The 23,673-nt window shown below is 44.1% G+C and carries 23 protein-coding genes; all 23 read right to left on the bottom strand.

From position 1 onward, the window contains the following. Positions 1-2 precede the first annotated feature (2 nt). The 23 genes from rnpM to MHH60_RS22350 all read right to left on the bottom strand — a co-directional run bounded on the left by rnpM (position 3) and on the right by MHH60_RS22350 (position 23,645). A complete protein-coding gene (gene rnpM / locus MHH60_RS22240; RefSeq protein WP_036688467.1) occupies positions 3-311 on the bottom strand; it encodes an RNase P modulator RnpM in 309 nt (102 codons plus the stop codon). A gap of 28 nt (positions 312-339) precedes the next feature. Continuing rightward, the gene (gene nusA, locus MHH60_RS22245; protein ID WP_036688470.1) at positions 340-1,437 is read right to left on the bottom strand and encodes a transcription termination factor NusA; all 1,098 of its coding nucleotides are present in this window, start codon (positions 1,435-1,437) and stop codon (positions 340-342) included. A gap of 26 nt (positions 1,438-1,463) precedes the next feature. Then, positions 1,464-1,931 (bottom strand): ribosome maturation factor RimP, encoded by a 468-nt coding sequence (gene rimP / locus MHH60_RS22250; RefSeq protein WP_076127842.1) that lies wholly within the window; start codon positions 1,929-1,931, stop codon positions 1,464-1,466. A 199-nt stretch (positions 1,932-2,130) separates the two neighbouring features. Further along, a complete protein-coding gene (locus tag MHH60_RS22255; protein ID WP_076136414.1) occupies positions 2,131-6,459 on the bottom strand; it encodes a PolC-type DNA polymerase III in 4,329 nt (1,442 codons plus the stop codon). Between the two features lie 269 nt (positions 6,460-6,728). Beyond that, positions 6,729-8,177: a proline--tRNA ligase gene (proS, locus tag MHH60_RS22260; protein ID WP_036688477.1), complete on the bottom strand. Its 1,449-nt coding sequence runs from the start codon at positions 8,175-8,177 to the stop codon at positions 6,729-6,731. Positions 8,178-8,202: 25 nt separating this feature from the next. After that, positions 8,203-9,477, bottom strand: coding sequence for an RIP metalloprotease RseP (rseP, locus tag MHH60_RS22265; RefSeq protein ID WP_076127839.1), 1,275 nt, complete (start codon positions 9,475-9,477; stop codon positions 8,203-8,205). A gap of 247 nt (positions 9,478-9,724) precedes the next feature. After that, complete coding sequence (locus tag MHH60_RS22270; RefSeq protein ID WP_076136412.1) at positions 9,725-10,864, bottom strand: 1-deoxy-D-xylulose-5-phosphate reductoisomerase; 1,140 nt, start codon at positions 10,862-10,864, stop codon at positions 9,725-9,727. Positions 10,865-10,887: 23 nt separating this feature from the next. Beyond that, a complete protein-coding gene (locus MHH60_RS22275) occupies positions 10,888-11,691 on the bottom strand; it encodes a phosphatidate cytidylyltransferase (RefSeq protein WP_076136410.1) in 804 nt (267 codons plus the stop codon). A gap of 20 nt (positions 11,692-11,711) precedes the next feature. Then, positions 11,712-12,479 (bottom strand): isoprenyl transferase, encoded by a 768-nt coding sequence (locus tag MHH60_RS22280; RefSeq protein ID WP_076136409.1) that lies wholly within the window; start codon positions 12,477-12,479, stop codon positions 11,712-11,714. Positions 12,480-12,557: 78 nt separating this feature from the next. Further along, positions 12,558-13,112, bottom strand: a complete 555-nt coding sequence (gene frr, locus MHH60_RS22285; RefSeq protein ID WP_076127832.1) for a ribosome recycling factor — start codon at positions 13,110-13,112, stop codon at positions 12,558-12,560. Continuing rightward, complete coding sequence (gene pyrH / locus MHH60_RS22290) at positions 13,112-13,840, bottom strand: UMP kinase (protein WP_036688491.1); 729 nt, start codon at positions 13,838-13,840, stop codon at positions 13,112-13,114. The genes frr and pyrH overlap by 1 nt, the downstream gene beginning before the upstream one ends. Positions 13,841-13,942: 102 nt before the next feature. After that, positions 13,943-14,593 carry a translation elongation factor Ts gene (tsf, locus tag MHH60_RS22295; protein WP_036688492.1) on the bottom strand — a complete coding sequence of 217 codons (651 nt, stop codon included), beginning with the start codon at positions 14,591-14,593 and terminating at the stop codon, positions 13,943-13,945. Between the two features lie 132 nt (positions 14,594-14,725). Then, a complete protein-coding gene (gene rpsB / locus MHH60_RS22300; protein ID WP_036688493.1) occupies positions 14,726-15,427 on the bottom strand; it encodes a 30S ribosomal protein S2 in 702 nt (233 codons plus the stop codon). Between the two features lie 161 nt (positions 15,428-15,588). Then, positions 15,589-16,245 carry an endolytic transglycosylase MltG gene (locus tag MHH60_RS22305; protein WP_076136407.1) on the bottom strand — a complete coding sequence of 219 codons (657 nt, stop codon included), beginning with the start codon at positions 16,243-16,245 and terminating at the stop codon, positions 15,589-15,591. Further along, the gene (locus MHH60_RS22310; RefSeq protein WP_076136406.1) at positions 16,242-16,820 is read right to left on the bottom strand and encodes a hypothetical protein; all 579 of its coding nucleotides are present in this window, start codon (positions 16,818-16,820) and stop codon (positions 16,242-16,244) included. Before MHH60_RS22310 ends, MHH60_RS22305 begins: the two co-directional genes overlap by 4 nt. Positions 16,821-16,869: 49 nt before the next feature. After that, a complete protein-coding gene (locus tag MHH60_RS22315; RefSeq protein ID WP_076136404.1) occupies positions 16,870-17,184 on the bottom strand; it encodes a hypothetical protein in 315 nt (104 codons plus the stop codon). Positions 17,185-17,235: 51 nt separating this feature from the next. Further along, the gene (locus tag MHH60_RS22320) at positions 17,236-18,639 is read right to left on the bottom strand and encodes a DUF342 domain-containing protein (RefSeq protein WP_076136402.1); all 1,404 of its coding nucleotides are present in this window, start codon (positions 18,637-18,639) and stop codon (positions 17,236-17,238) included. Between the two features lie 29 nt (positions 18,640-18,668). Further along, positions 18,669-19,457 carry a FliA/WhiG family RNA polymerase sigma factor gene (locus MHH60_RS22325; RefSeq protein ID WP_076127824.1) on the bottom strand — a complete coding sequence of 263 codons (789 nt, stop codon included), beginning with the start codon at positions 19,455-19,457 and terminating at the stop codon, positions 18,669-18,671. Between the two features lie 90 nt (positions 19,458-19,547). After that, entirely contained in the window at positions 19,548-19,958 is a 411-nt protein-coding gene (locus MHH60_RS22330; RefSeq protein ID WP_370510564.1) for a hypothetical protein, read from the bottom strand. Between the two features lie 2 nt (positions 19,959-19,960). Beyond that, on the bottom strand, positions 19,961-20,458 hold the full coding sequence (locus tag MHH60_RS22335) for a chemotaxis protein CheD (protein WP_036688499.1): 498 nt from the start codon (positions 20,456-20,458) through the stop codon (positions 19,961-19,963). After that, on the bottom strand, positions 20,451-21,044 hold the full coding sequence (locus MHH60_RS22340) for a chemotaxis protein CheC (RefSeq protein WP_370511156.1): 594 nt from the start codon (positions 21,042-21,044) through the stop codon (positions 20,451-20,453). Before MHH60_RS22340 ends, MHH60_RS22335 begins: the two co-directional genes overlap by 8 nt. 36 nt (positions 21,045-21,080) lie before the next feature. After that, entirely contained in the window at positions 21,081-21,542 is a 462-nt protein-coding gene (locus MHH60_RS22345) for a chemotaxis protein CheW (RefSeq protein WP_036688501.1), read from the bottom strand. 27 nt (positions 21,543-21,569) lie between these two features. Continuing rightward, a complete protein-coding gene (locus MHH60_RS22350) occupies positions 21,570-23,645 on the bottom strand; it encodes a chemotaxis protein CheA (RefSeq protein ID WP_076136401.1) in 2,076 nt (691 codons plus the stop codon). Positions 23,646-23,673 lie beyond the last annotated feature (28 nt).

Genomic DNA, 23,673 nt, shown 5'->3' on the forward strand with positions numbered 1-23,673 from the left:
CCTTACTCATTATCCTCACTATCCTTTGCTGCTAGAAACTGCTCTTCCACGGAAGTAAACTCCCGGGCTAGCTGGGCGTAGATTTCAGGACTCACTTGACATTTCAATGCCCGGTCAAGTGCTTTGTTCTTTTGTGCCAGCTGAAAGCATTCAAGCTTGCCGCATATGTAAGCACCACGGCCTGACTTCTTACCCGTCAGATCAATCAGCACTTCACCTTCAGGCGTTCTTACCACACGAATCAGCTCTTTTTTAGGCATCATCTCTTGGGTAGCAACGCATTTACGTAGCGGCACTTTTTTTTGTTTCATAACAAACGCCTCCCGTCAAGCAGGTTAATTAATCTATGGAGACGGAATCCTGATGCATTTCATCAATAGAAGATTTCGGTCTGCCGTATTCCTGCTCCGCTTGAGTTTCACTCTTGATATCAATTTTCCAGCCGGTAAGTTTAGCGGCAAGACGTGCATTTTGCCCTTTAATACCGATAGCCAATGACAATTGATAGTCAGGAACGATAACTCTCGCCATCTTCTCCGCTTCAAAGACTTGAACTTCAAGAACCTTTGAAGGGCTAAGTGCATTCGCAACATATTCCTGCACCAGATCAGAATAACGGACGATATCGATCTTCTCACCGCGAAGCTCAGTAACGATGGTCTGAACGCGTGTGCCTCTTGGACCTACGCAAGAACCAACGGGATCTACTTCTGGATTGCGGGAGTACACAGCAATCTTCGAGCGGAAGCCAGCTTCACGAGCTACAGAACGAATCTCAACTACACCGTCAAATATTTCAGGAACTTCAAGCTCGAACAGACGCTTAAGTAATCCAGGATGACTGCGGGAGAGCATAATCTGCGGACCTTTTGTTGTATTCTCAACTTTTGTGATATAAGCCTTGATGCGTTCGCTTTGTTTGAACTTTTCACCTGGCATCAATTCGCTAAGCGGAAGAACCGCTTCGATTTTACCAAGATCAATGTAAATGTTCCGCATATCTTGACGTTGAACTAGTCCAGTAACGATATCATCTTCTTTGTCGATAAAAGCATTATAGATAAGTCCACGCTCTGCTTCACGAATCCGTTGAGTTACAACCTGCTTAGCAGTCTGTGCGGCAATACGTCCAAAATCACGAGGTGTCACTTCAAGCTCAGCGATATCTTCCAGCTGGAAATGCGGGTTAATTTCTCTGGCTGCCGGCAATGAGATTTCAGTCCTTGTATCCAGGACCTCCTCAACAATTAACTTGCGGGCAAACACTTTAATGACACCTGTATTGCGATTCATGTCAACACGCACGTTCTGTGCTGCATTGAAATTACGTTTATAACTAGAGATCAGCGCCGCTTCAATCGCTTCAAACAGCACATCTTTACTGATGCCTCTCTCCCTCTCCAGCTCATTCATTGCTTCAATAAACTCCATACTCATGAATTTCCGGCCCCCCTTTCAAGACGTTAAAAAATAATGGCCAATCTCGCACTTGCGACCTTGGCGTACGGTACTACATGTTCTTTTTTGCCCGCGGAGATGAGCAGTTCCTCGTTCTCGAACGAGAGCAAACGACCTTCAAATTCTTTGAGTCCTTGAATCGGCTCATAAACAGTCACATACACGTCCTTACCTACCGCTTTAGCTACATCCGCAGCTTTTTTGAGAGGACGCTCTGCTCCCGGCGAGGATACCTCAAGGAAATATGCCTCAGGAATAGGATCATTCTCATCTAACTTCTGACTGAAATATTCGCTAATGATCCCGCAGTCATCAATATCAATGCCGCCTTCTTTATCTACGAATATACGCAGAAACCAATTGGAGCCTTCCTTCACGTATTCAACGTCCACCAGTTCGAAACCATTGTCGTCGAGATAGGGCCCGAGCATCTGCTCTACCGTTTGTTTAATTTTAGATTTGGGTGTGCTCAAAAGAAAATTACCTCCACGAACTTGTCTTTTGCTATATACCAAAGATAAAGAGTGGGTTTCCCCACTCTTTACACAACGGACTTATCTCATTATTACCAAAGAAATTATACCATAGGGAAACTGGACTGACAAGTGCTAGCCCTTGACTCCCCCTTTGGAGCACTCTTTTCTAGCCATGAAATAAGGGTTGTTAAAGCCTTTAAAATAGGGAAAGTTGATTGCTCTCCGGTAAACCGCGGAAGCAGCCCATGCCGGTCAGCAGCTCAATAACCGTCTTACTTGCCTTTGATTTCTGCTGGAAATCTTCAATAGACAGGAACTCGCCAGCATCTTTCGCAGCAGCTATGTTGATAGCAGCATTCTCACCAATTCCCGCTAAAGCAGAAAACGGAGGAATCAAACTCTTGTCATCAACAATAAACTTATTCGCTTCTGAGCGGTAAAGATCAATGTTCTTGAATGTAAACCCACGTGCTGTCATCTCCAAAGCCATCTCAAGGACAGGCAACATAGCCTTTTCCTTGGGCAAAGCTTGAAATCCTTTTTGCTCAATTTCTACGATCTGACGGCTGATGGCTTCATACCCTTTACAGCACAATTCAATATCAAAATCCGCTGCACGTACAGAGAAATAAGTCGCATAATATTCAATAGGATGATACAGCTTGAAGTAGGCGGTACGTACTGCAGAAATTACGTATGCAGCAGCATGTGCCTTCGGGAACATGTATTGAATCTTCAGACAAGAATCAATATACCATTGTGGGACCTTGCACTTTTTCATTTCCTCGATCCATTCGTCAGACAAACCTTTACCTTTACGAACACTCTCGGTAATTTTAAAGGCCAAGCTCGCATCCATTCCCGCTTTATAAATTAAGAAGAGCATGATGTCATCACGACAACCGATAACGGTCTTAATGTTACAAGTGTTATTCTTTATAAGCTCTTGAGCGTTACCAAGCCAAACTCCAGTCCCATGAGACAAACCTGATATTTGCAGTAAGTCAGCAAAGCTGGACGGCTTCGACTCAATAAGCATTTGACGTACGAACTTAGTACCCATTTCGGGCACACCATAGGTCGCAACCAGTGATCTGATCTCGTCTGGTCTCACTCCAAGTGCATCTGTAGAGTTAAACATGCTCATTACTTTCGGATCATTCATCGGGATAGAAGTAGGATCAACACCTGTCAAATCCTGAAGCATCCGCATCATCGTCGGATCATCATGACCCAGAATATCAAGCTTCAGCAAATTCGCGTCAAAAGCGTGATAATCAAAGTGTGTGGTCTTCCATTCAGCATTGACATCATCCGCCGGGAATTGTACTGGCGTAATATCTTCTACCTCCATATAGTCTGGAACAACGACTATACCACCCGGATGCTGTCCCGTACTACGTTTAACGCCTGTACAGCCAGCCGCCAGACGGCCAACTTCAGCTCCACGCCAACGTTTCTGGTGCAGTTCTTCGTATTTTTTTGCAAATCCGAAGGCAGTCTTTTCAGCTACGGTACCAATCGTTCCGGCACGGAATACATTTTTTTCACCAAACATTTCTTTAGTAAAGTTATGTGCATTCGGCTGATATTCCCCTGAGAAGTTCAAGTCGATATCGGGAACTTTATCCCCTTTAAATCCAAGGAAGGTCTCGAACGGAATATCCTGGCCTTCACCTTTGAGCTTCTGACCGCAATCCGGGCAGACTTTATCTGGTAAATCGAATCCGCTCCGCACACTACCGTCCAGGAACCATTCACTATGGCGACACTTGGGGTCTAGGCAAATATAATGCGCAGGCAAAGGATTAACTTCTGAAATCCCAAGAAATGTAGCGACTACAGAAGAACCTACGGAACCCCGCGAGCCTACGAGATACCCATCCTGATTTGACTTTTTAACGAGACGTTCAGAAATCAAATAGTTGGCAGAGAATCCGTATTTAATAATCGGTGCAAGCTCTTTCTCCAAACGGGCAATAACTACCTCAGGCAGCTCTTCACCGTAAATGGATTTGGCAGTATTGTAGCAGGTCTCGCGAATTTCTTCGTCCGCACCGTCAATAATTGGTGTAAATAGCTTATCTGGAAATAGCTCCAGTTCTTCAAAACGCTCCGCCAGCTCAACTGTATTTGTGACAACGACTTCTATCGCTTTTTCAGCACCGAGAAATTCGAATTCAGACAGCATTTCATCCGTTGTGCGGAAGTGTGCATCCGGTTTACGTTGATCTTTAAGCGGACTAAAGCCTGTGATCCCATTAATCGTAATATCACGATACAGCTTGTCCCGGGGTTCAAGATAATGCACATTCCCAGTTGCGATAACAGGTTTATTCAACTGTTCCCCTATTTCGCAAACCTTCCGGACTACATCGCGAAGCTCATCAGGACCTGCTACAAAGCCCTTGTCCACCAAGTGCATGTACATGGTCAATGGCTGAATCTCCAGCACATCATAAAAATGAGCAACCTCCATGGCTTCCTCAGTCGTTTTGTTGAGTACTGCTTCAAAAAACTCTCCACGTTCACAACCGGAAATCACGAGCAGTCCATCTCTATGCTCTTCCAGCTTGGATTTCGGAATACAAGGTACACGCTTGAAATATTCTGTATGTGACATGGAAATGAGCTTATAGAGATTTTTTTTGCCTATTTGATTAAGTGCATAAATATTACAGTGGAACGGTCTTGTGTTCGAAAGATCATTACCCACATAATCATTTAGTCGATCAAGGCGGGTCATGCCCTTCATCTTTTCAGCATCTGCGAGCAATCCTGTTAATATGCCGCCGAGTGCTATGGTATCATCAATCGCTCGGTGATGGCTTTCCAGAAGAACTTTATATTTATCGGCTAATGTGTTCAGCCTGTGATTCTTCATGCTTGGATATAGTAACCGTGCGAGCTCAAGCGTATCAAGAGATGGATTCGGAAGATCAGGTTCACCTATTTTACGTAACGAGGCCTGAATAAAACCCATATCAAATCTGGCGTTATGAGCTACAAGGATACTGTCACCCACAAATTCAACAAACTTACGCAGCACTGGCTCAAGATCAGGAGCATCCTTAACCATTTCATCCGTAATATTGGTCAATTGCTGAATATGATAAGGAATTTTCTCATGCGGATTCACAAAAGTAGAATAACGGTCTACTTCTTTGCCTTCGCACATTTTAATGGCCGCCAGCTCCGTAATATTATTGCGGGTAATCGATAAACCCGTGGTTTCTATATCAAACACTACATAGGTAGCTGTCTTCAAGTCCAAAGGCTGAGCGTTCTCGACAATATTCACAGAATCATTCACAACATTAGCTTCCACACCATAAATCATTTTTATCTTATGCTTATGAGCTGCATGGTTTGCATCCGGAAAAGCCTGAACGCCGCCGTGATCAGAAATAGCAATCGCAGGATGACCCCACTGGGCAGCTGTTTTGACATAGGTAGTGATCGGAGTGACTGCATCCATCGTACTCATCGTAGTGTGAAGGTGGAATTCCACCCGTTTCTTAGGAGCAGTATCTTTACGCGCAGGCGGTGCCTTAACTTCCGTTAAATCCGAAGGGATCATCACGAGCTCAGGAATCTGCATAAAACGGTCATATTCAACTTTCCCGCGTGCTCTTACCCATTTGCCATTAGCTAGCTGACTCATAACCTTCAGATCATCTTTAGTCTTCGCGAACATCTTCATTTGTAAAGAATCCGTAAAATCGGTCAGACTGAAAGTGAACAAGGTACTGCCATTGCGAAGCTCCTTACGATCCAGACCAAAAATGGTACCCTGAATTGTAATTTTCTTCTCTTCATCTTGAATTTCAAGAATCGGCACGGCTTGTTCCTTAATTTCATACCCCACTTGAAGCTTAATTACTTCATTAGGATCGCTATCATCAGCAGGAGCTTCTGTTTCCACAGCAGTCATCATCTGCTCAACAATCTCGCGTTGTTCTTGCTGAAGCTTTTGCTGAAATTCTTCGAATGCTTCAACATTATTATTTTCGTTCTCCGCCATTAGTAATTTAACTTTTAAGGAGAGACCGAAATATTTATCATAAAATTTAATAATTGCTCCATCGATGCCTTTTTTGCGAGCCAGCTCCATCGAGGTGGAATCACTCATCGTTAACATTAAAGTGTCCTCTTTAAGCTCCTGTGAGGAGCGGGTCAGCCAGCCGTTTACCGATGGAATCTCCCGATGCACCCACTCCAGAAACAGTCCCCAATATTCTTGGACAAGCTCCGCTCTACTAACCTTCTCATCATATAGGAACAAAAAGCTTACTTTAGCTATATGCTGTAGCTTCTCGCGCATTCTAAGGCAAAATGTCCGATATACCTGTGCTGGAACCAGACTTTCTTTCGTAATAACGATTTGCCAGTCTCGGTTGCCGCGACTGATCTCAACACGTTCTATATACCCGTCTAAAAAGTAGGGATCCATGATTGCAGGCGGTATTTCACCCTGCTTCATCAAGAGCTCGAATCTTTTTCTTCTCTCCTGGTTTTGTTCCATGCTTTCCTCCTACCTTTAATAACCCAGTTAAAACTATCCATGATATACAGTGAAAGTACAATATGATAAGAAGAAACAATGTTTTCATCTTTTAAAGACGACAACTGTTTCTCGTAAAAATATAAGGATAATTTATAGCGAAAGCCTATAAATTCTTATATTTTAAAAAGCTTCTGGGTTCAAAAAGCATTGGGTTCTTACGGCCCGCCGACTCCTCTCTCCAGAAGCTAAATTAAAATACTACAAGACTGTTGATCGGTGCCTAAAGATTAATATGCCTTTGCAAAAACCACAGTATGCTTGGCTGGTTGGCCACAGCAAATGCAGACTTGCTTAGTCTCCGCTGGATCAAAAGGAATATTGCGGCTACCCGCACCTGTCTCTTCCTTAACTTTGGACTCGCATTCTTCGGAACCACACCATCCAGCTAGAGCAAATCCACGTTTTTCATCCATCGAAGCCTTCATTTCCTCCAAGGAATCCACAGAATAGAAGTGGTCCTCGCGGAATTTCAGGGCACGTTCGAACATTTCGTTGTGAACCTGTTCAAGCATTGTTTGAACCTCTTCTACGAGGTTTTCCTGTTGAATAACCTTCTTCTCACCGGTGACACGTGAGACGAGAACGCAGACGCCATTCTCCATATCGCGTGGTCCAAGCTCCAAACGTACTGGCACTCCACGCATTTCATATTCATTAAACTTCCAGCCTGGAGTAACATCTGAGCGATCATCTACACGTACACGAACGCCAGCATTCTTCAATTCCTTGAACAGCTCGTCCGTCCGCCCAATCACAGCTTCGCGGGTCTTAGGAGGTCCGATAGGAATCATAATAACTTGCGTTGGAGCTACCTTAGGCGGCAGAACAAGACCGCGATCATCTCCATGTACCATAATCAAGGAGCCAATCAAACGAGTCGTTGAGCCCCATGAAGTAGTGTGTACATACTCCAAATTATTGTCACGGCTTAAATATTGAATCTCAAAAGCTGTGGCAAACTTGGTGCCGAGGTAATGTGAAGTAGCAGCCTGAACAGCGCGTCCATCCTTCATCATCGCTTCAATAGAATACGTATCTACCGCACCGGCAAAACGCTCGGAAGGTGTCTTTTGTCCGGTAATTACCGGAATGGCAAGATAGGTCTCGACAAAATCACGGTAGTTATCCAGCATCCGCATAGTTTCTTCACGAGCTTCCGCTTCATTCTCATGTGCGGTATGCCCTTCTTGCCAAAGAAACTCAGTCGTGCGGATAAATGGTAATGTACGTTTCTCCCAACGAACCACGTTCGCCCATTGATTGATAAGTACAGGAAGGTCACGATAGGATTGAATCCATTTGGAGTACATGTGGCCGAACATGGTCTCTGAAGTAGGACGAACTGCGAGACGTTCCTCAAGTACGTCACCACCCGCTTCTGTTACCCATGGCAGCTCTGGATTAAAGCCTTCAATGTGATCCTTTTCCTTCTGAAAGAAACTCTCCGGAATGAACACCGGAAAATAAGCGTTCCGATGTCCAGTTTCCTTGAGGCGACGGTTCATTTCCTCCTGAATATGCTCCCATATTTCATAGCCTTCTGGCTTAAATACAATACAGCCACGAACAGGAGAGTAATCCATCAAGTCTCCTTTTTTAATAACATCAATATACCAGCGTGAGAAATCCTCGCTTTGCGGCGTGATTTCCGTAACGAATTGTTTATCTTTAGCCATGTAATGGAATGCCTCCCGAAGAAAATTAGCCGCTGATCAAACGTAAAATATCATTATACGTAACAGCAATCATTAATAAAAATAGCAGTGCAAAACCTACAAAGTGAACCATGCCTTCATGACCCGGATCCACAGGTTTGCCACGCAGTGCCTCTACACCTAGGAATGCCAGACGGCTTCCATCGAGTGCCGGAATCGGCAAGAGGTTAAATATCCCCAGATATAGACTCAAAATAGCGGCCCAGTATGTAAGATACTGAATACCTTGTTGAGCAATTTGACCGGTTACCTCAAACGTACGGACCGGACCTCCAATATCATCCATATTGAATTTATTGATCAATTGTTTAAAGCCCAAAAAGATAGCTTCTGTTGTATCGACCATAGCTTTTCCTGAACCTGTTATCGTCTCGCCAAAACCAGCTTTACGAGTAGGCAGCTCAGGAGTAATACCTATTTTACCGCCTTCTTGTCCTTCCATACTACGAGGAACTAGCGTGACGTTAAGGGTTTCCTCTCCCCGTTGCAGCGTCCAGTTCATTTCTTTACCTTTGGACTCCGAGGTCAAGCTAATCATTTTTTGGTAATCAGCACCGATTTTCTCACCATTGATGGAGACAATGATGTCGCCCTTTTGGAGTCCTGCTTCTTGCGCAGGCATTCCTTCGGAGACGTCGCCAATTTTAACAAAAGTAGGATTTTCAACTTGAATACCGACCATTTGCAAATGGATGGCGAAGAGTACAAAGGCTAACAGAAAGTTCATCACAGGACCCGCAACGATAGCCAACGCACGCTGACCCACGGTCTTGCTGCCGAATTGACGATCTTTAGGTGCAATTTGTGTCTGTTGCGTCCCTTTAATCATCATCGCTTGCGGATGAACATCATAAGTAGTAACTTCTCCGTCCACATCTAAGGTAATCTGCAATTTATCTTCGAGATCGGTATTCAACGCCTCACCACGGATAACATTTCTACGGGTGTCTAGTGCATCCAGATAAATGTTTTTAACTTTATTGTCTTGTCCGAGCCTTACCGCAATGGTCTGTCCAGAACCAATCTCAACAATCTCAGGATCTTCACCAGCCATTCGGGCATAACCGCCAAAAGGCAGTAAGCGAAGAGTGAACTGAGTCTCATTCCGTTTATAAGAAAACAGTTTCGGACCGAAACCGATAGCAAATTCCCTCACGAGAATACCGGCGCGTTTGGCAAAATAATAGTGACCCCATTCGTGTACAGTCACAAGTACAAAAAACATGAGCACCGTTAAAAAAACGACCTGAACCATTTCCAAACGTATCATCCCCCTTTAGGTGTAAGACCGAAGTATGTCCTCTTAATTTATCATTATTCTCCGATCAGGCACAAGAGAATCAACTGTCCCAACCTATTTTTAGGGCAAAGTAAGTATTTCCAGTCAAGCAATAACGCCATCGGTGTCCCTTAAGGAGACGGTACGCGTTTACGCGAGAAATATAAGGATAATGTATAAAGTGAAACTTATACTTTCTTATATTTTTAAAAGGAGATCTTTCTACGTTCTACAGCGTAGCTGCCAGTTCTCGAACACGTCTATCACAGGATTCAATTTGTTCCAGATTCGGATTATGATCGTTATTATGACGATCTAGCACTTCTCCGATAATCTCCTCAATACGCAGAAACGAGATCTCATGACTCAAGAATCGAGCAACAGCTATTTCGTTTGCAGCATTGAAAGCCGTAGTCGCCGTTCCACCAGCTTTTCCACAATCTATCGCTAGCTTCAGTGCAGGGTAACGTTCAAAGTCCATTTCACGGAAGGTCAAACGTCCTATCTCAGCTAACGATAAACGCTGTGCCGGAGATTCCCAACGATCTGGATAAGTAAGTGCATATTGAATCGGGACACGCATATCGGGATTGCCAAGCTGGGCAATAATACTGCTGTCACGGAATTCAACATAAGAGTGAATGATGCTCTCCGGGTGCAGCAGCACATTCACTTGTTCATACGGAAGACCGAATAACCAATGTGCTTCAATAACCTCTAGGCCCTTGTTCACCATTGTAGCAGAATCTATCGTTATTTTCGCGCCCATGCTCCAATTCGGATGACGAAGCGCATCTTCTACCGTCACATCCTTAAGCTGATCACGCGTAAAGTCACGGAATGAGCCGCCGGATGCTGTTAAAGTGATGTAGGCAATATCAGAGATATTCTCACCATTGAGACATTGGTAAATAGCTGAATGCTCACTATCAATCGGCAACAGCTTAACTCCCTTACGATTCGCAAGATCAGTGACCAAATGTCCGGCCGTTACTAATGTCTCCTTATTGGCGAGTCCAATATGTTTGCCGGCTTCAATTGCCGCTAGTGTTGATTGAAGCCCTACGCTTCCCATAACAGCCGTTACGACCATTTCAGCATCGCCGCCAGCCGCCACTTCCACAAGCCCTTCATTCCCACTGTAAAGCTCTATACCAGAAGGTAGGCTGGATCTAATCTCATCTGCCAGCTCTTTCGTTGCCACAGAGACTCTACGCGGGTTAAAACGACGAACTTGCTCCAGTAATAATGCTGTATTTGTTCCGGCCGCCAAGCCATCTACTTCAAAAGAGTCTGGGTGCATTGCGATGACATCTAGAGTCTGAGTGCCGATCGAACCCGTCGAACCTAGAACACTTATTTTTTTCATAGTTATACTCTCTCTCCCTTCGTTTAATAGTAAGGCATAAGCATTACAATATGTACGAATGGAAATACGATAATCCAGCTGTCACATCGATCAAGAATACCGCCATGCCCTGGCAAAAGTGTACCTGAGTCTTTAATGCCATACGCACGTTTATAAGCTGACTGCACAAGATCTCCAAGCTGTCCTAATATCGCACAAGAAAGCCCAATAAGCAATGCTCGTCCTATCGTCAAGTGTTCAGGAGCAAGCAGCGCAAACACGATAGAAATAAGCATCGAGATCAGTACCCCGCCAACAGCACCTTCCACCGTTTTGTTAGGACTGATGGCCGGCCAGAGCTTGTTCTTACCAAAGCTTCTGCCTACAAAATATGCTCCCGCATCACTGCCCCAAATGCAGAACAGGAGCAAAAAAGTCCAGAACAAACCATGTCCGTCATCCGATGCACGAGCCACGGCCATATAAGAAAATCCCATTCCAATGTATACTATACCAGTAAACAGCAACGCTGTTACTCGAATATCTAATTTATTCTTAGTAAAAACGGTGACCAGAAGGAACAATAACAGCAGAATCCAAATCCCTTGCTCCCAGGATAACGGCTCAGAAACACCAAGCAAATTCCATGGGATCATGAAGCTTAGAATAGCTGCGTAACCCAGAACAGTAGTACCGGAAAGCGTAGGAATACCTATCATTTTGACAAATTCATAAAAACCTATAAGAGCCATAGCAATAAGCAGAACCTGATACGGCCAGTTTCCCAGTACACATAACCCTAAAAATAATACTCCGGCAACAATTCCGGTAATCAATCGCTGCTTCAAAGGTTCCATCTCCTAACAAGCTACTTCAGTCCACCATAACGGCGTGTTCGTCGTTGATATTCAGCAACGGCCTGATGCAAATGCTCTTTGTCGAACTCAGGCCAGTACACATCAGTAAACCACAGTTCACTATAGGCAATCTGCCATAACATAAAATTGCTAAGCCGAATTTCTCCGCTTGTACGTATCAGCAAATCAGGATCGGGTAAACCAGCAGTTAATAGTCTGTTGCTAATCAACTCTGATGTAATTTCTTCTGGCGACAATATACCAGCTTGGATATCTTTCCCTAAACTGCGCATACAGCCTTCTATTTCATTGCGTCCACCATAGTTAAGAGCAAAATTTAAGATCAATCCAGTATTCTCTTTTGTTCGAGCTACCGCCTCTTCCATAGCCTTACGGGTATATGAAGGTAAAGCATCAGCGTCACCCATCATGCGTACTTGAACATTCTTTTCGATTAGCTCATCAAGCTCAATCGCCAGAAACTCCCCAGGCAAACGCATCAAGTAATCGACTTCTTCTTTCGGGCGTATCCAGTTTTCTGTCGAGAACGCATACATCGTTAAGTATTTAATACCCAATTCGTCTGCAGCGATCGTAGCACGTTTGACAGCCTTCATGCCGTTCTGATGACCCATAACGCGCGGTAAGCCGCGCCGTTTAGCCCAGCGTCCATTTCCATCCATTATCACAGCCACATGCCGGGGAATGTTATCCGGTGAAATCTCGACTGACTGTTGCCTGTCTTTACGGCTCAGCCACGCTTGAATCCGTTTGATCATTTCCGTTTCCTCCAAGCTCTTATCAGAAAGAGACAAACCCCACCATTAACGGAGGGGCCTTAAGTCTCTTGAATATCATTAAACTTCCATAATCTCTTTTTCTTTGGAAACAAGCACTTTGTCAACTTCGGCTATGAACTTATCCGTTGTTTTTTGAATGTCTTCCTGATGGCCACGGGACTCATCTTCAGAGATACCGTTTTTCTCCATCTTTTTAATATCATCGTTGGCATCACGGCGAATATTGCGGATCGCTACTTTCGCTTCTTCACCAAACTTCTTAGTCAGCTTAACCAAGTCCGTCCGACGCTCTTCAGTCAGCGGAGGGATAGAAAGACGAATAATGGTGCCGTCATTGGCAGGTGTCAATCCGATATCGGATTTCATGATCGCCCGTTCAATATCAGACATCGATGTTTTGTCCCACGGCTGAATCAACAGTGTCCGGGAATCCGGAGTACTAATGTTGGCCAGCTGATTAATTGGAGTAGGTGCCCCGTAATATTCAACTTGAATACGATCGAGAAGTGATGTTGTTGCACGTCCTGCACGTAATGTCGCCAAGTCACGTTTTAGCGATGAAATCGCTTTTTCCATACGCTCTTCAGCATTTTTTTTGACCGATTGTGGCATTAATCTACACTCCCTTTAACAATCGTTCCGATCTTCTCACCGAGAACGACACGTTTGATATTGCCTTGTTCTGTAATGGCAAATACAATGAGCGGTATATTGTTATCCATGCATAAAGATGAAGCTGTTGAATCCATAACACCGAGGTTTTTGTTCAGAACATCCATATAAGTAAGCTGTTCGAATTTCTCAGCTGTACTATCTTTGAACGGATCAGCAGAATATACTCCATCAACCTTATTTTTCGCCATCAGAATAACTTCTGCTTCGATCTCTGCCGCTCTAAGTGCTGCAGTAGTATCTGTTGAGAAGAATGGATTACCTGTGCCTGCTGCAAAAATAACAACACGGCCCTTCTCCAAGTGGCGAATCGCACGACGACGAATGTATGGTTCAGCAATTTGCTGCATCGAGATCGAAGTCTGTACTCTTGTTGGCACATCGATTTGCTCCAATGCATCCTGCAGTGCAAGTGAGTTCATTACTGTTGCTAGCATGCCCATATAATCTGCAGTAGCGCGATCTATGCCGCTTGCGCTGCCCGCGATCCCGCGCCAAATGTTCCCCCCGCCACAAACAATCGCAACCTGAACGCCAAGCTCTACAACTTCCTTGATCTGTTCAGCGATGGAAATAATCATGTCGGCATCAATACCATATCCGTTTTGTCCTGCCAAAGACTCTCCACTTACCTTAAGGACTACTCTCTTAAATACCGGCTGTTCCAAATGTATACCCTCACTTTCTGCAAAAGACGGAACACTACGTGTACGTGTTCCGCTCTTCTGATGCTTGCCTTTATTCAATTCTTCACACTTATGATCAAACTATTATTGATTAACTTGTGCCATAACTTCTTCAACAAAGTTATCCACTTTCTTTTCCAAACCTTCGCCTAGTTCAAAACGAGCAAAACGACGGATCGAGATGTTTTCTCCGATTGTGCTGATTTTTTCATTCAACAATTGGGAGATTGTTTTGTCAGGGTCTTTAACGAAAGTTTGCTCAAGCAAGCAATATTCTTCGTAATATTTACCAATACGTCCTTCAACCATTTTTTCAATGATTTTCTCAGGCTTACCTTCGTTCAAAGCTTGAGCTTTCAGGATTTCTTTTTCTTTCTCAACATCTTCTTGTGGAACTTCTTCACGACGAACATAACGCGGATTTGCTGCAGCGATTTGCATAGCGATATCGCGAGCAAATTCCTTGAAGGAATCTGTTTTACCAACAAAGTCAGTTTCGCAGTTGATTTCTACAAGTACACCGATACGGCCACCAGCGTGGATGTAAGATTCTACAACGCCTTCAGTAGCAATGCGTCCTGCTTTGTTTGCTGCTGCGGACAGACCTTTTTCACGAAGCAATTCTGCTGCTTTTGTGATATCGTTATTAGCTTCTTCAAGCGCTTTTTTACAATCAAGCATACCAGCGCCTGTTCTTTCACGAAGTTCTTTTACTGCTTTTGCATCAACTGCCATTGTTTATTCCCTCCAGGTAATTGTCGTTTTCTTACATTATTCAAGGCCTTTATCCTAAAAAAAGGGCAGTGAGAGGTTATCCACCTGCCAACCACCCTTTTCATTTAAGTTCTTGTATGTGTTAGTCGCTACTTAAGCAGTAGTTGTGTCTTCGCCTTGGTGAGCTTCAACAACAGCGTCTGCCATTTTACCAGTCAACAATTTAACAGCGCGGATAGCGTCGTCGTTACCTGGAATTACGTAGTCGATTTCGTCTGGATCACAGTTAGTATCAACGATAGCTACGATTGGAATACCCAATTTGCGAGCTTCTGCAACTGCAATACGCTCTTTACGCGGGTCAATGATGAACAGCGCGCTTGGAAGACCTTTCATGTTTTTGATACCGCCCAAGAATTTTTCAAGACGATCTTTTTCTTTGCGAAGAAGGATAACTTCTTTCTTAGGTAGTACTTCAAAAGTACCGTCTTCTTCCCAAGATTCCAATTTCTTCAAGCGATCAATACGCTTTTGAATAGTTTGGAAGTTGGTAAGAGTTCCGCCCAACCAACGTTGGTTAATGAAGAACATACCGGAACGTTCTGCTTCTTCTTTTACGGAATCTTGAGCTTGTTTCTTTGTTCCTACGAATAGGATTGTGCCGTTGTCACCAGCGACGCTTTTTACAAAGTTGTAAGCTTCCTCTACCTTTTTGACTGTTTTTTGCAAGTCAATAATGTAAATTCCGTTTCTTTCAGTGAAGATATAACGATCCATCTTTGGGTTCCAACGACGAGTCTGGTGACCGAAGTGTACCCCAGCTTCTAGAAGCTGTTTCATGGAGATTACTGCCATCTTCACACACCTCCTAAGTTTGGTTTATTGTGTGTCTCCTCCGCCATGCGTCATCTTTCAGCAAGACTTTCTTCAGAAGAAAGCACCCCTTGTCGAAATCAACCGGCGTGTGTTTTAACACCGTCAATTACTATACCATATTATCTCATTGTATGCAACGATCACTTTAAAGTTATTAATTTCTCTATTATGGAGTCAATACTCTCTCCCTTATTAAAGCTATAAGAACCGGATTGAATTTTGGTATTAATCTTACGTTTGTTTGCAGCCTCTAGAAAAGTAGACTTATCTTTAATGACGCCAGCCTTCGCTAAAATATCTGTTGTTGCGGTCAATGTGCTGCCAGATGGAATCCGAACAGAAACACTAGCATTTGCTGTGACTTTAGGCGTTACAGGTGCTACAGCGGTTGGAGCGGCACTAGCTTTTGGAGTGATCTTTGGCTGCTCAACCTTCCCGTCAGTAGGCGTAGATGGCTTGTTTGGCGCAATGGCTTTATCAGAGCTCTCAGGCGTTGTAGGTGACACTGCCGGCGTGGGGGAGGCTGCAGCAGCCGGCGCAGAGGGGCTGACGTTCTCCTTGCTTTCTGCGGTCGGCCCCCCGGTCTCTGTGATTTCCTCTTTATTATCATTCTCAGCTTCCACCGAGGAAGGTTCTGCAGCTTCATCGATGACTTTCATATTCAATTTCTCCGCACCCTGTAGAACTTGTTCTTTGGTAAGTGGAGCCGCTCCACCGGAGATCATTAATTGAAGTAATAAAGCGCCAGTAATTAGTCCTGTGCCTAGCCCGAACAAGAATGAACGGTTCTTAATCATACCGATTCCTCCTGTTTGGCAAGTTGCAGAATCAGTTGCACTTCCCCTCGCTGAAGTCCAGCCGTCTTGGCAATGGAGTCTATCGATTTGCCCTGCTCATGCAGTTCAAACAATCTTGGGTAACGTAATTTTATCGAACTAATAGGTTTCGCTTTCACATCTGGCGACACTGAACTCATCTCTGCTGGGAGAGACGGATCTTCGTTAACACCAACTTTAACCTTAGAACTTTGTTCAACTGACACTGCAAGTTCTTTCAAACCCTTCTCTTCCTCGGCCACTCGTGCTTCTAGCTTTAAAGAGCTGTTCTGCAACTCTACCACTTGACGCTGTAATTCATTAACCCGTCCCTGCAGTACATTATGATTAGTTTGCGATTGTTGTTTAATACTACTAACTAATTGTACCAGTTCCTCATTCTCGCGCTCTATGTCTGCCATATATAGCTCGAGCGCAGCCTCTGTTTCTTTGAGGCTTTGCTGATTAGCTTTTCCTTCCTTTACACGTGCGGGAAGTAAAAGGGCATAAAGAATAGCGGCGACACCTACTAGCACAATATAAACCCATGGTTGCAAGTGCCTTATCTCCTTTTACATATCAGATGTAGATTCATGTAGATTCTTATTAAAGACTTAGATCAATTCGTTGTCCTTTGTAAGGATGCTCGGCATCACGGGTTGCAGGCGTGTTCGAGTGTTTATCTGAAGAAGAATTGCCACCTGAATGCTGATTGCCTTTTTCACCGCCATCACGTAAAGCAGATTCAGAAGACTCATCCACTTCTGTGCTTCGCATGGCCAATTCCTGACTTTGTTTTACATTTTGCCCAGCCAATTGATGTTGGTCGATAGCAGGACGTTGCTGAGATTCATTCTGAAGCTTGCCCGCCTCCGTGGTGCGAGGCAAAGCAATTTGCAGTTCCACCGGTTTTAGGCTCATCTTAACCCTTCTCTCACAAGTAATGGCCGGCCGCTAATGCTGCCCGCCCGATTAATTGTACGGCGTTAAAGATATATCCCCATCACTATAAATAAACACAACCCGTTCCGTAGCATCCTTAACAAATCGGGTATATCTGCCAATCATGATCTTTGAACCGCCATAAATGGTTTTGATAACCTCAACTCTCGCTCTACCTGTATCTTCTAACATTCTTTCTATCTCTAGTACCCGTTCTTTAATTCTTTTTTCTTCACGTTGATGGGATTGTTTAGTAGCATTTAATTTGACGCGAAGCGCCACTTTATCCGCAGGGAGCTGACCGTTAGTAGCCAATTGATTTAATAGATACAAAGCTTTAGAGGTTTTATCCTCGTTCTCCAGCAGCTGCCGCAGCTCTTGACGAAGCTCGTTAATCTCATTTCTAAGCTCTGGAACCACGCCTACCTCAATCACAGTCGCAGTGGACATGGTGTTACCTATAGTTCTTGCTACAACTCTTTCTCCAGACTGAACGATTCCACCCACAATCAAACCTTTAGAGCCGTTACAGATAACATCTCTACCCGCACGTATATTGGAATGCATAATACTCTGAGAAACAATTACATCTTCCCCAGCGGTTACGTTTCCATCTTGAATGAAAGAAACCTTCACACTTTTTCCAGCGGTAACTTGGCCTTTGTTATATCCGATAATTCCACCAGTAATTTCAATGGAGCCCCCAGAGATTAACTCTGCACCTTCAACGCCGCCTACAACCCGAATATCACCGGCAGACTTTACAGTGAAGCCTGAAAGGACATTCCCACGTATGACGACCGTACCTACAAAATCAATATTTCCAGTGCTGTAATCCACATCACCATTCACTTCATATACAGGAAACACATTGATTTTCCCGTTATCAGTTAACGTGACCAGCCCATCAATCGCTGCGTACATTGAAGTGCCCTCATTATCAATGAGTACATTTTTCCCGATTTTAAAATGAGCTTCCTTTCCAGCCTTGAAAGCAAGCTCATCGCCAGTTACAGTCATCCCTAACTTTCCAGGCTGGGCAGGGATAATTTTAGCTATTAACTTTCCTTTAAGCACATTCTGAAGCCGGACCAAGTCCTTATAGTCGACCTTACCATCCGCTTTTTCAAGCGGTTTGCGGTCCTCTTCCAGATCAACTGTAAGCATGACTCGTCCATCCGTGCCATGCACAGCAGGATAACCTGCAGCAATCGGAACTTTACTCCAAAAAAACTCCTCAGGATGACTACAAATACGTTCAACAACATCACTCTTGATACCGTAGCGAATATTGTGACTGTGCAGGAAGGCTTCCAGTTCTGTAGATGAGCAGGAAAAATTCTCATCTTTTTTGGAGAACTGCAAATACGCGATCCCTTTGTCCTCCGAAAAAGTTATACTCAAGTACTGATTCAAAGCATATTGACCGATCAAATTTTGCTCCCCCTTGTCACCGCTAACGGTTAATCGTTCTGCATAAGGAGATCACGGTTCTTCTCGAGCGTTCCCCTCAGCCGCAAAATAGCTTTGGAATGCAACTGCGAAATTCTTGAAGGAGATAACGACATGACCTCAGCAATCTCACTTAAAGATAAATCTTCATAATATAAAAGGGACACAACGGTCCTTTCTTTCACCGTTAATTTCTCAATACCTTTGGTGAGCGCTTCGCGCAAGTAGAATTCATTTACCTTGCTATCCGGATTCTTAGCTTTATCGTCCACCAGTATGGACATTCGGGTCTCTGATTCCTCTTCACGAATCGGGTCTTCCAGTGAGCAAAGTGACATCACAGCCACATCCTGCAACATATTTTGAAATTCCAGTTCACTAATATTAAGGTATTGGCTCATTTCCTCGTCACTAACTGACCTTAAGTGCTTCTGCTCCAGCTGCTGATAAGCGTCCTCAATTTTTTTAGCTTTTTCCCTAACGGATCTAGGTACCCAATCACTTTGGCGTAATGAATCTAATATCGCACCACGCACACGCCAGGACGCATAGGTCTGAAATTGCAATCCTCGTTTGTAGTCGAATTTCTCAATCGCATCAATTAGTCCCATAACCCCATTGCTGGCTAAATCATCTTTGGATACATTCTTGGGTAATCCCACAGCCAAACGACTGGATACATAATCAACAATATGGAGATAACTCTCTATCAGCTTCTTTTTGGCATCAGGGTCTCTGTGTTCTTTCCACTGTTCCCATAGCTCGTCAGTTTCCAATTGAGAAGCTTTACGCTCGTTCAATAGCTTTCACCCTTCCCAAAGTTTAGTCAGCGAGCATTCGCGGCGAAATGTACCTTCCAATAAGATCACCGATTCCGCCTCAGCCCTCACTTATTCTTCTTTCAGGTGACGAACGGCCTTGGCCAATTCTTCAGGATCCTTCATCGAAACTAGCTTAGGAGGTGTAAGAGGCTTAAACCCCTCGCTATTTTCGTTTCCTTGTCCTGGCTTCGGTTTTAGTAGATTGATTAATTCTTCATCCTCATTAGGGGTGCTGATGTCCAGCTTCGCCCCTAGTTCTTCACCACCAGTATCCACTTCATCTGGAGGCGATGTTTGAATCATAATAAAACCCAATACCCATCTTAAGAGGAAAGCAAGCAGAAACCAGATGATAAATGCAATTAGGCTTCTTAATAAACTAGTACCCAATACATTGTTACTGTAGGTTACAAAAAAGGTAAATATGAAACCTACCAAACCCGACACCAAGTTTATCAAAATGTTTCCAATCATATTCATAATTATAGTTCCTTAGCGCCTTTTTGCACACTGCGAATAAACAATATACCAGTGTTGCAGGCTATTTCTATCGTACGGCCATAATTGCCGCCTGTGTCTTCTGCGATTAACGGAATTTTTAAATTTTCAAGTGCTAGTTTACAAGATTCAACATTACGAGGCCCGATCCTCATGGTGTCGCTCCCCCCGGCAAAGGCAAACATTTGTGAACCTCCGGCCATCTTGGCTACGATCCGGCTCCGAACCGCCCCAAGCTCTAGCAGACGGGATAAGAGCTCCGGCACTGCAGTATCTGCAAACTTAGCGATGTTTAACTGCCCTTCCCTAGCAATCTCAGATGATGGGAGCATCACATGCGCCATCCCTGCGAGCTTTTTTCCAGGGTCAAACAATGTTAATCCCACGCAAGAGCCAAGACCTGTGGTACGAATTAAACTGTCTTGGCTTCCAACGTTAAGATCCGCCATCCCTACTTTAATAATGCTTTGTTCTTCAATCATTTTCAAAAGGAACTCCTAGCGATTTGAAGATTTTCGGGAATGATTCCGGATCGGGAATAAGGAAAAATTGCCCTTCAATTTCGTTTTTCCCTTCAAAGAAGGTAGTGTCGATCAACAAAGCATCGTCCCCCATCTGCCCGAATTGCAGCAGACCGTAGCTAAGGATAGCGCCAGCCATGTCCATAGCAAGGGCCGGCACCGTTGGATACATAGAAAGTGCGGTGAAGTCTGCTAGAGAAGAAAGATACGATCCTGCCAAAATATTACCAATTTCGCTTAGTGCAGAAAGCTCCATTTCTCCAAGCTCTTCATCACTCGATAGCTCAATGCCTGCAATACGACTAAGCAAGTTCATAGCCGCTTCTGGTGACAGAATGAAAAACAGGTTACCTGGAGCTTCACCCTCCACACGTAGAAACACCGCATATACAAGTTCTTCGGCTCCGCCAACTTTATCTGTTATTTCTTCAAAGTTAAGGAGCTGTACCTTAGGAACAGCCATATCTATCGGCTTATTCAAGAGCTGTGATAATGCGGTGGCTGCATTTCCAGCTCCAATGTTCCCAACTTCCTTAAGCACATCCATTTTGAAATCCTTATAGTGCTTAAATAGTTCCACAGGTTAGCCCTCTAGGCTTTCTAATTGAACGATTTCGCTTTTGTTAAGCACTTCTGACAAGTTAAGCATAATCAGTAAGCGCTCGTCTCCAATCTTGGCCACCCCATCCAAATACTTTGCCTTGATGCCGCCAACAACATCAGGAGGTGTATCAATAGAATCTCTGTTCAAATCTATAACATCATTTGCAGAGTCTACAATGAAGCCTACTTCCATTTCATTAACAGACACGATGATGATTCTTGTCTGATCGGTGTGTTCAGCCTCTTCGATGCCGAAACGGCCCCGTAGATCAATTACAGGAATAACAACACCACGTAAATTAATTACACCTTTAATAAATGAATAGGTCTTAGGTACACGAGTAATGGGCATCATGCGCTCAATAGTTTGTACCTTTTCAACTTCAATTCCATATTCCTCTACGCCTAATTTAAACACTATCACTTTAATATCTTCAGCCATGGAATGAACCTCCCTGTTCTATCCTAGTTATTTAATAAAAGCGTTCGGATCAATAATAAGTGCTACTTGACCATCACCAAGAATGGTTGCGCCAGATATTCCTTGTACATCAGGCAAATATTTACCCAGATTCTTAATCACAACCTCGTTCTGGCCAATAAAATCCTGTACTGCTAAGGCAACTAATCTTTCTCCCTTGCGCACAACTACGATTTCTGTTTCTTCTTCAGTACTCTCATCATAATCCGGTACAGAAAAGAGGCGACTTAGAGAAACCAGAGGAATATGCGAATCACGGAATTCTACCATTTTATTGCCATGGATTGTACGGATCTGAGATTGCTTCACGATTCCCGTTTCCACTATAGAGGTCAAAGGAATGGCATACTTCTCGGAACCTAATCGGATAAGCATTGCAGCAATGATTGATAGAGTTAGAGGCAGCTGCACTGAGAAATTTGTCCCTTTACCTGGAGCAGAATAAATCGTTACATTGCCGCCTAAAGAAGAAATCTTAGATTTCACTACATCCAGCCCTACCCCGCGGCCTGAAACATCAGAAATGACCTCTGCTGTACTGAAGCCTGGGGCAAATAACAACTGAAAAGCTTCATCGTCCGACATACTGGCTGCCTGCTCTTGTGTTATAACACCCTTCTTCACAGCAGATTTCAGAACCTTTTCCGGATAAATCCCTGTTCCATCTTCTTCGATCTCAATGAAGACGTGATTACCACTGTGGAAAGCCCGCAAATAGACCGTTCCGGTCTCGGGCTTACCAGCAGCAACACGATCCGCAATAGATTCGATCCCATGGTCAACAGCATTACGCAATAAATGCACCAGCGGATCCCCGATTTCGTCAATGACCGTTCGGTCTAGCTCAGTTTCTGCTCCTGTGATGATAAGATCTACTTTTTTATCTAGTGACTTGGCTAGATCACGGATCATACGTGGGAATCGGTTAAATACTGTATCTACCGGAACCATCCGCAGCTTCATTACAATATTCTGGAGATCTCCGCTTACCCGGCCCATATGCTCAACCGTTTCTGTAAGATCACCATTTTGAACCTCAGAAGCCAGCTGTTCCAATCGGACACGGTCGATAAGAAGTTCACTGAATAAATTCATCAACACGTCCAAACGTTCAATATCTACACGAATGGTACGTGATGGTGCCCCACCTGTTTTGTGAACTGCAGGTTTGTTGCCCTCTTCTTTGGTTGGCAGGGGTTTAGCGGCAGAAGCCGCAGGTGCAGCTGCTGCTGGAGCCTCAGTAGTCGTGGCAGCCACTTCAGAGGCAGCTGCTGCTGTTTCTTGACCCAGCTGTTGCAGAGAGTCTTGATCCAATGCTACTGCCGATACCTTATCAATCTCAGACAGATTTAGTATCATAGCCTGAATTTGATCAGCACTTTTTTGAGTTATGTAATAGAGAGAGAAGCTTTGATCAAATTTCTCTTGTTCAATATCCTGAACGGATGGGAAGGATTTAACCACTTCACCTGAACGCTCCAAAAGATCAAACACCATATATGCACGTACTGCCTTAAGCTGACAATCCTTGCGAATGGTTACGTCCACATATAATACTTGATGTCCTTCTTGAATCGACTGTTCTAGAACAGAAAATTGAAACTCATCTAAATGAATCGGGGTTTCAACCGCTTGTGCAGCAGGTCCTGAGCCAGAAGCTGCCTCACCACCCGCAACAGGAATCTCTCCCCGGACTATAGCCTGTAAGGAGGAGACGATAGACGAAACATCCGCTTTACCCTCGCCTCCTCCCGTAATATCCTCAACCATAGACTCCAAGGCATCCAAACTTTTGAACAACGTATCAAAAATGAAATCCTGCATGCGCAGTTTGTTGTTGCGTACCAAATCAAGAACATTTTCCATTTGGTGTGTGAGTGAAGCCAAATCTTCAAAGCCCATAGTTGCTGCCATACCTTTTAAGGTATGCGCAGAGCGGAATATTACCTGCACAATACTAATGTCCTCAGGATTCGCTTCCAGCCCCATCATGCTCTCGTTCAATGACTGCAGATGATCGTTCGACTCATCAATAAACATGGATAAATATTGGTTCATGTCCATCAGTGAGCACCTCCCCTTTGAGTTCGCT

Source organism: Paenibacillus sp. FSL H7-0716, from assembly GCF_038002705.1.
GTDB lineage: Bacteria > Bacillota > Bacilli > Paenibacillales > Paenibacillaceae > Paenibacillus_AQ > Paenibacillus_AQ odorifer.